Annotated in this window: 4 protein-coding genes; 2 read left to right on the forward strand and 2 right to left on the reverse strand. The window is 71.3% G+C overall.

Features of this window, described 5'->3' with window-relative positions; genetic code table 11:
• Window positions 1-2,593, reverse strand: a 2,593-nt coding sequence (locus EJK15_RS66510) for an ATP-binding protein (protein WP_138720470.1), incomplete at its 3' end; no start/stop codon positions are given.
• A 71-nt stretch (window positions 2,594-2,664) separates the two neighbouring features.
• On the reverse strand, window positions 2,665-4,608 hold the full coding sequence (locus EJK15_RS66515) for a hypothetical protein (protein WP_138720471.1): 1,944 nt from the start codon (window positions 4,606-4,608) through the stop codon (window positions 2,665-2,667).
• A 169-nt stretch (window positions 4,609-4,777) separates the two neighbouring features.
• Here EJK15_RS66515 and EJK15_RS66520 point away from each other — a divergent pair, with 169 nt between their 5' ends.
• Both EJK15_RS66520 and EJK15_RS66525 read left to right on the forward strand, forming a co-directional pair.
• Entirely contained in the window at window positions 4,778-5,440 is a 663-nt protein-coding gene (locus EJK15_RS66520) for a hypothetical protein (protein ID WP_138720472.1), read from the forward strand.
• On the forward strand, window positions 5,437-6,081 hold the full coding sequence (locus tag EJK15_RS66525) for a hypothetical protein (protein WP_138720473.1): 645 nt from the start codon (window positions 5,437-5,439) through the stop codon (window positions 6,079-6,081). The genes EJK15_RS66520 and EJK15_RS66525 overlap by 4 nt, the downstream gene beginning before the upstream one ends.
• Window positions 6,082-6,642: the final 561 nt, after the last annotated feature.

The following is a 6,642-nucleotide window of genomic DNA, read 5'->3' on the forward strand; positions in this document are numbered from 1 at the left end:
GGTTCGGGGCGGGCTGGTCGTAAGGGAAGAGCCGGTCCACCTCGTGCAGCCATCGCACCTGAGGGATGACCCACGAGGCCCCGGGCCGCTCGCCGCCCCCGTCGGCCCCCGCGAGCAGGCGCGTGGCCGTCTCCGCCGCCTTCTCCGTGAGCAGCGCCGGGTCGAACCAGGTCCGCAGCGACCAGGCGCGCCGCTGCACCGAGCGCTCGATCAGGGTCGCGAGCAGGCACTCGCGGCGCCGGGCCGGCAGGTCGGCCCAGGCGGCCGACAGGGCGCGCGGCACGCCGGGCAGCGGCCGGTTGCTGACGAAGGCGAGCACGACCGTGTCGCACCAGATGCGCAGCCAGGCCCAATCGGGCGCGTCGGCGAGCACGTCGGCCTCCCGCAGCTCCACGAGCGTGCACGCCTGCCCGGTGCGGCACTGCGCGCCGCACGCCGCCGACCTGCGGCCGCGGATGGGCGGGGGCGGGCCCGGGATGACCTTCTCCCTGGACTCGCCGAGCGGTACGCGTACCCGCAGCGGCCGGTCCATCCCGTCGGCGAAGACCGCGGCCGAGCCGGGCTGCAGCGAGACGACGTGGCGGGACTGCTCCTCGCTCAGGTTCATGGCCGCGCCGACCAGCTTCCTGTCGTCCTCGGCCGGCAGCCGGTGCACGACCTTGAGCGCGGTGTTCTTGACGACGTCGGAGACGAGCTTGGTGGGGATCTGCTCGGCCACCACGATGCCCTCGCCGTACGCCCTGATCTCCGCGAGCAGCCCGGCCAGCAGCTCCACGGCGTGCGTGGAGGCCCGCCCGTGGCCACGGTCGCGCAGCAGCCGGTGCGCCTCCTCGATCACGATGACGTGGCGCAGCTCGTGGGTCTTCTCCTTGCGGGCCCGCATGCGCAGGTGCTCGACGATCCTGATGATCAGCGTGCCCATGAGGAACGCCTTGTCCTCGTCGTTGGCCACGTCCTCGATGGCCAGCACGACGTCGCGTTCCAGCAGGCCGCCGATGTCGGCGGGGTGGCCGCCCTCGAAGAAGCGCCCGGCCGAGCCGACGCGCAGCGATCGCAGCCGCAGCGAGATGAAGCCCTCGACGTCGGCCTGGACCTCGCGGCCGTAGCCGATCTCCTTGATGACGTCCATGGCGTGCTGCTGGAGCTGTTCGAGGGTGGGGATGCTGGGCGGGACGTTGGAGCCGGGGACCGCGCCGCCCGTGACGACGTCCCAGCCGGTGGCCTCGTAGACGCGCTGCAGGGCCAGCGACATGATCTGCGGGAACGGCTCCTCGGCGTCGAAGGCCGCCATGAACAGCGCCCTGACCATGTCGATGTGGGCCTGCACCGGGTAGCCGGGTTCGGGCTCCAGGGGGTTGATGCTGAACGGCACGCCGTCGGGGGCCGACGGGTTGATCACGGTGACCGGCTCGTCGACGCGGCCGGCCATGGCGGCGTACTCGGACTTGGCCGGCTCGATGGCCAGCCACGGGATGCGGGCCCTGCTGAGCTGCTCCAGCAGGTGCCGGACCGTCTGCGACTTGCCGGAGCCCGTCGCCCCCGTGACGAACGCGTGCCTGTTGAGCGTGGCCAGCGGCACCCGGAACGACCCGACGCCCCGGTCCTGTCCGTCGAGGATCTCGCCCAGCTCCAGCTCGCCCCCGTCGGCCTCGGAGGTCACGTCGAAGAAGCCCGAGTCGAGCACGCGTACCCCGGGCACTTCCCGCCTGGGCAGCCCGGCCAGCGCGGCGAGCGCTCCCGCGGTGGCGGCGAACGGGGCGGCGGCGCCGTCGGCCGGGTCCTGCATGGTGATGGCGAGCGCCTCGGACAGCGCGTAGGCGGCACCGTGGGAGCTGCGCAGCCGGTACGGGTGATGGCTCATCTCGACCGACCCGACCAGCACGGGCGCGATCTGGCGCAGCTCGTCGGCGGTGGCCCCGCCGGCCAGCACGCGCACGTTCCAGAGCCCCGCCTCCCTGAACGCGTCCAGCTCCTGCATGCGCCGCTCGGCCCGCTCGGCGTCGAACCGGGAGCGCTCGGAGGCGTCGCCGTACTGCCTGAGCACGTTGAGCTGGGTACGCAGGTGCGCCACCTCGGCGTCCAGCAGGTCGGTCGGCTCGGCCACGACGAGCCACGCGAACGGCCGCGACATCAGCGTGACCAGCGTCGCCTCGAAGAGCGTCGGCCGCTTCAGCTCGTCGGGATCGAGCTCGGCGTACTCCCGGCCCCGGCTTCCGAGCGGCGGCGCCTGGCGCCCCGGGCACGGCGTCCACACCAGGTCCGCCAGATCGGCCAGGTACTCGTCCGACAGCTCGACTCCCCGCGCCCCACCCGGGAACAGCAGCGGCTGCGGCCCGCTCGGACGGTCGGGCGCGTCGGTGGCCCGGCGCGGCTGGCGCGGTGGCGACAGCGGGCCCGCGTTGGTGATCAGTTCGAGCGGCGCGCCGGATCCCCGCGACAGCCACCCGATGACGAACGGCCGGTCGCGCTGCGCCGCCGACAGCACCGCGGGCAGCACGGTGACGAAATCCCACTCCGCCGACGAGCTTCGTGAGGGCGCGGCGATCGACTGGATCCGGTACCAGGGCCCACTCAGCGAGACGCTCGGCTGCATTTCATTCCCCCACAGACGGTTCTTTGTTAAATTCCGCCAACCGTCAGCTCGTCACCTTGACATTGACCATGTCATTGCCTGCCCTTTCGCCAGTCCAGGCGTGGCGGTGGTGGCCCGAGGTTGGGTGGCGGCTCTCCGTCGCCGTCCTGGGCCGTGGGGTCGAGCGCCAGCACGGCCTCGCGCACGTCCTCCAACTCGCCGAGCGTGGTCTTGGGGAAGGTGAGGATGGCCGGGTTCGCGTCGGCGAGGCGTACGCGCCGGCCCTGGGCCGTGGCGTCCGTGACGATCACGGACGTGGTGGGGAGCTGCTGGAGCTGGTGCGGCTCGACGAGGAACTCGCGGGAGCGCTGCAGCACCCGCTCCTTCTCCGAGATCTTGTCGGCGGTACGGCCCCACTCGGTGGACTCGGTGATGTCCCCGGCGAGATCGTCGTGGTTCTCGCCGCGGTCCGGTCTCTCGTCGTCCACCTGCGAGATCGTCGAGGTGTAGCCGCCGTCGAGCCCCGGCAGCGAGTCGCTGATCGTCTCGGTGAGCTGGGCCAGCTCCAGCCGGTGCTCGGTCCCGACGTGCTCGCTGGCGACCCGGGCGTCCTCGGCGTTGCCCAGCCGCATGAACGCCACCGCCGCGTGCCCCCGTCCGAGCCGCTCCCGCACCGTGGGGGTGAGCGACCGATAAGTCAGGACTAATCCGGTACGGGAGGTCTCGCAGGCGTCCATCAGCCGGTCGAGCACGTCGCCCCTGAGCTTGTCCGCGCCCGCCACGATGATCGTGTGATACCAGGGCCGGTCCGAGGCGGGCGACTGGCGCAGGATATGGGTGAGCGCGGTGGCCACGTACGTGCCGAGCACCCGGTTGCCGAACACGCCCGCCTGCCGGTCCATGCTCACCACCCGGAGCCGGGCGGGCGGCAACCGTACGGCCTCCGTGCCGAGCGTCTCCAGCTTGCGCAGCTGCGACTCCAGCGCCCAGGCCCGCTCGATCACCACCCGGTCGCTCACCCCGCGCCCGAACAGCGTGCCGATGCGCTCCAGCTGGGTCGCGGTGATCAGCCCGAACCTCAGGTCGTCCCGCGGGTCGCCCACCTGCGCCAGCGCCCGCAGCGCGGCGGTGACCTGGCTGATCGTGGCGTTCTCCCCGAGCACCTCCAGCACCCGCTCCAGGATCGCGTTGTCGAAGCTGAGGTCGCGCGTCGAGCGGTGCTCCTCGCTCACGCTCACCACGTGCGCCAGCACGTCCGCGAACGCCTCAGGCTTGAGCGTGGCGCCCAGGTCCAACCGGGGCAGATCCACCGGCAGCACCCAGACCAGCGGATCGTCGCCGCCCTTGCGGGCCAGCTCGATCAGGTCCTTGGCGATCGCGCCCTCGGACAGGTCCAGCACGGTCAGGTGGCCGCCGCTGTAGAGCCTCGTGGCGCCGAGCAGGGTGATCAGCGCCGACCATCCGGGCAGTGTGCCGCCCGCCACGTCGATGCGGTCGATCTCGTGCGGTACGGCAACCGCGTACCACGTGAGCTGCCGGTCGTGGCGGTCCTTGGACTCCTGCCACTCTCGGTAGCGCTGGGCGTGCTCCTCCTGGGCGCGGAACAGCTCCTTGTCACGTTCCTGGCGCTGGCGCTGATCCCTGGCCTGCTGCTCCAGCACCCGGTATTTGACCGCCCGATCCCCTTGCAACAGCGCGTAACTGCAGATCCCCGCCACTCCTCCGGCGGCGGCGAGCCCGACGAGCGCGAAGGGCCAGGCGAGGTAGCCGGCGACGGCCGCGGCCAGGATCAGCACGCTCAGCACCAGCATGAACAGGCGGAAGAGCCGGACCGGCCGGTTGAGCATGTCCTCCTGCAGCCGCTCGCGGCGCATCAGCTCGATCTCGGCGGGGTCGGGCGCGGCGGCGGCCGGCTCCTCGGCGGGCGAGGGACGCTTCGGCGGGGGCCCTGGGTCGGGGTGCAGCAGGATGTACTGCCAGCCCAGGTAGATGCGGTCCGCCTGGAGCTGGGCATGCTCGGGATGCACGTCCGTCACGTGACCCTCCGGCCGCGATATGTCGTTAGTTTTAGGGGCCAGCCCTTTCCGCTCCGTGACAGCGTATGAGCTAGAACCCCCGAAGCGGCAGGGTTTCTCGGCAATTCGACCAGGCCGATGGGAGCATTGCGGCAGATGGGACAAGCGATACCTATTACCATCCTTGTCCATGACGGAACCCTCCGGCGACAGCACTGAAACGCCCAGACGCCCGGTAGTGGTGCCCGCAGTCTCCTTGGTGGCGTTGACGGCCGTGGGCATCACCGCCCTGCTGGGCGGTCTCAACGAGACCCCCGACGCGCCGGAGCCGCTGAGCCTGAACGTGGTGGTCGATCAAGGCAGATTCTCCACCAAGTTCATCGGGTCGAGGGTGACGGTGGAGAAGGGCGAGTTCGACTTCGACGAGGACAAGCGGTTCGTGGAGTTGGTCATGGACGTCACCAACAAGGGCGACGAGACCGCCCCGGTCGGCCTGCCGCCCCAGAAGTTCGAACAGGCCCATGTGAGCGACTCCTTCGCGGGCTCGATGGTCAAGATCACTCCGGCCTTTCCCAAGGAGGCGGGCCCGTTCGTCTTCGCCCGCGCCAAGGGGGGCGAGACCCGTCAGCTGCACCCGGGCGTGACGACCCAGGTCATCGTCCGTTACCGGCTGAAGGAGAACGAGCAGCCGCCGGAGAAGATCGTCGTCGACCTCGCCAAGTACGAGTACGAGCCCGACTTCCTCAGCGACGTCCCGCGATGGAAGATGGTCACCGACGAAGTGGGCGACAAGTTCGTCGCCGAGATCGAGTACCGGGTGACGATGCCTGTCGAGAAGGGGGACACGGCGTGACCGCCACACAGCCCCGAACCGCGGTGGCCCCCGCCCGGCGCAACAGGAGGACCGGACGCAAGCGCGGCGGCGGCGCCAAGGCGCTCAGCCTCGCGGCCGGGCTGCTGCTCGTGGGCGGCGCCATGGGAGTGCAGACCCTGCACATGTCCGAGGGCGAGTTCAGCAATCCGCTCACCTATGCCGGGGACAAGGGCGAGGCCGTGGACGCGCGGCGGTTCACCGTCAGGGTCGACTCGGTCACGAGCGCGAAGTCGATCCAGAGCAACACCAAGACCATCGGGACCGACAACCTCTTTCTCATCGTCAGCGCATCGGCCAAGTCCAGCCTCAAGCCCTACCACCTGGCCCAGCCGGTGCTGCTGACCGCCGATGGGAAGGAGTTCGACGCCACGGACAGAGTGGACAACAGCGTGACGCTGACGAACACGTGGGTGCAGCCGGACATCTGGGTCAGCGGCCGGTTCTTCTTCGAGGTGCCGCCATCGGCGCTGTCCGGCGCGAGCGTCGTGTTCGGCCTGCCCAGGCCGATAATCCAGGAGGGCTTCCCGCCGGAGGTCGAGATCGATCTCGGCCTGGACGAAGCGGCCGCGCGCAAGCTGACCGCCTCGCCGCAGGACGTCTACTCGACCGACAAGAAGTGATCGCAGCATGAGCACGAACGACGAGCGTGACTGGTTCGCTCCCAAGGAGGACAGGCGGCGCGAGGAGGACCCGCCACCGCCGCCAGCACCACCCAGCCAGGGACCACCACCCGGCCAGGGACCACCACCCGGCCGAGGGACGTATTCCGGCTGGGGACCTCCTCCCCCCCATGGCGCACCACCGCCCACCGGCCAGGGCGGGGCCGCCGGCCAGGGGCTCCCTCCGGCTCCAGGGGCGCCGCCCGGTCGCGGGACGCCCCCCGCTCCCGGGATGCCCCCCGGCGGCGAGATGCCTCCCGGCGAGGGCATGCCGCCTCGCAGGATGGGGCGGCACAGCCAGGGAACGCCGCACCGGCAGAACCCACCGCAAGCAGGGGGCCGGCCGCAGGGCTCTGGCATGCCCCCCGGCCAGGACATGCGGCCCAGACCTGGCGCACCCGGCAGGCAGGGCGCGCCGCAGGGGTACGGCCCTCCTCCCGGCCATGGCGCGCCTCCTGCCCATGGCGGATTTCCTCCCCACGGCTTTCCTCCCCACGGCGCGCCTCCCGCCCACGGCGCGCC

It is taken from the genome of Nonomuraea basaltis, assembly GCF_005893125.1.
Lineage (GTDB): Bacteria > Actinomycetota > Actinomycetes > Streptosporangiales > Streptosporangiaceae > Nonomuraea > Nonomuraea basaltis.

What these genes read in the sequence shown, in the direction of transcription:
- EJK15_RS66520 (WP_138720472.1), top strand. Translation starts at nt 4,778, where the DNA reads ATGACGGAACCCTCCGGCGACAGCACTGAAACGCCCAGACGCCCGGTA.